This is a genomic window from Kitasatospora sp. NPDC127035, from assembly GCF_042726075.1.
GTDB lineage: Bacteria > Actinomycetota > Actinomycetes > Streptomycetales > Streptomycetaceae > Kitasatospora.
Genome location: NZ_JBHXDN010000145.1, coordinates 2,940 through 4,714 on the forward strand (window position 1 = coordinate 2,940; position 1,775 = coordinate 4,714).

Genomic DNA, 1,775 nt, shown 5'->3' on the forward strand with positions numbered 1-1,775 from the left:
GCCTGGGAGTCCCTCGGAGGCGGCCTGGGCGGCGCACCCGTGGCGGTGCGACTGGAAGACGGAGCCATGGACGTGTTCGTCCGCGGATCTAACAACGAGCTCTGGAACAAGTGGTACACCAACGGCGTCTGGTCCTCCTGGCAGTCCCTCGGAGGAAACCTGGGCGGCGATCCGCGCGTGGTGAGGCAGGCACCCGGCAGTCTCGACGTCCTCACGCGAGGAACGGACGGGGACCTGCAGGCCAGGAGCTGGACGCTCAGCCACGGCTGGATGCCCTGGGAGAACCTCGCCGGCGGCCTTGTCGGGGCACCGGCGCCGGTGTCATGGGAGAACGGGCGCCTGGACGTGTTCGTCCGCGGAACGGACGGCGCACTCTGGCAGAAGTGGTACGCCGATGACAAGGGCGCGTTGTGCCGGCACGATGAGCTGTAATGCCGAGTCGGGCTTGGGCCCTGACGAGTGACCAACCCGACAGGTAATCAGATCTGAACAGGGCCGAGTGCCCGGCGGTCGCCAAGACCGCCGGGCACTCGGCCGGTTGTTCGGTGACTCACGCGACGTGTGTCGGTGTCTCAGGAGCGCTGGGCCTGGTCGTTGGCCCAGACGGCCACCTGGGCACGTCGGGTGAGACCCAGTTTGAGCAGGATCCGCTGCACATGGCCCTGCGCGGTCCGCGGCGAGATGACGAGCCGAGCGGCGATCTGCTTGTCCGACAGCCCCTCCCGCAGCAGACCGGCGACCTGCTACTCACGAGCGGTGAGGAGAGGGGGACCGCGTTCTGCGAGGGACCAGCGAGGACCCGGTCATCCAGCAGGGCCAGTGCGAGACCCTGCCGGACGGTCGAGCCAGCGCCCGTTCGGACGTGTCGCTCGAACGCGGCGGCGCCCAGGGCCGTCCGCAGCAGTTCCTCGCAGGCCAGGTGGCGGACGGGCAGCTGTCCCGCGCCGGGCAGCAGGGTACCGGTCTGCCGCCACAGGCTCCGGGCTGCGCCCAGGTGTTCCGCCGCCTCCTTGCTGTGGCCCTGCCGTGCCCTCCCCCAAGACATCGCCTCCAGGCACCGGGCCAGCAGGAACCAGTCGTGGCCGGGCAGCGCTGAGCGGAGGCACTCACGCAGCACCGTGACGACCTGCTCGGTCTCCTGTGCCAGCCAGTGCCGCAGGGCCAGAGCCCACAGGGCATGGGGGCAGGCCCACCGCAGGTCGTGGGTGTCGCAGCGGTCCAGGAGCTCGTGGGCCAGGGCGGCGGCCCTCCGGTCGCCGGCGAAACAGGCGGCAAGGACGAGGAGGTGGAGGGTAATCCAGGACTCGCCGGCGCCGCCGAGGGCCTCATAGCGGGCGAGAGCATCCTTCAGGAGGTCGACGGCCCTCACGAAATCGTCCTGGAACAGCGCGCCGAGCCCGGCCGGACGGCCCGCCGCGGCGAGGGTGCCGGGGTCCTCCGTGGACCGGGCCAGGTCGGCGCACTCGGCCACTCGAACCTGGCCGCCGGCCGTATCGCCGGTGAGGAAGGCCAGCCGTCCGTCCAAAGGGCCTTGGCCCTGACCGGGCTCGGCTCGGTGTTCAGCGCGAGCAGCTGCGCCAGGAAGCCCCGGTCCTCCTCCAGAGGGCCGATGCCCAGCCGGTGGCTGCGGACCGACGTGATGATCTCCAGGCCTCTGCGTGCCTCCCCCGGCTAGATGCAGGTTCTGGATCAATTTCCGGGCTCTGTCGCTGATTGAGGGGTCTTGGCTGGCTGATCATGGTGATAGGAGGATGCGGCGGCGTAGGAGGTCGAAG

2 protein-coding genes and 1 pseudogene are annotated in these 1,775 nt (G+C 70.3%); 2 read left to right on the top strand and 1 reads right to left on the bottom strand.

Features of this window, described 5'->3' with window-relative positions:
- Window positions 1-432: pseudogene (locus ACFWIC_RS40690) on the top strand (hypothetical protein); the annotation flags it as partial.
- A 140-nt stretch (window positions 433-572) separates the two neighbouring features.
- Here ACFWIC_RS40690 and ACFWIC_RS40695 read toward each other — a convergent pair.
- Complete coding sequence (locus ACFWIC_RS40695) at window positions 573-731, bottom strand: response regulator transcription factor (protein ID WP_380522217.1); 159 nt, start codon at window positions 729-731, stop codon at window positions 573-575.
- Window positions 732-1,201: 470 nt separating this feature from the next.
- On the opposite strand from ACFWIC_RS40695, the gene ACFWIC_RS40700 reads away from it, so the two are divergent.
- Window positions 1,202-1,675 (top strand): hypothetical protein, encoded by a 474-nt coding sequence (locus ACFWIC_RS40700; protein WP_380522212.1) that lies wholly within the window; start codon window positions 1,202-1,204, stop codon window positions 1,673-1,675.
- The last annotated feature ends 100 nt before the right edge of the window (window positions 1,676-1,775 follow it).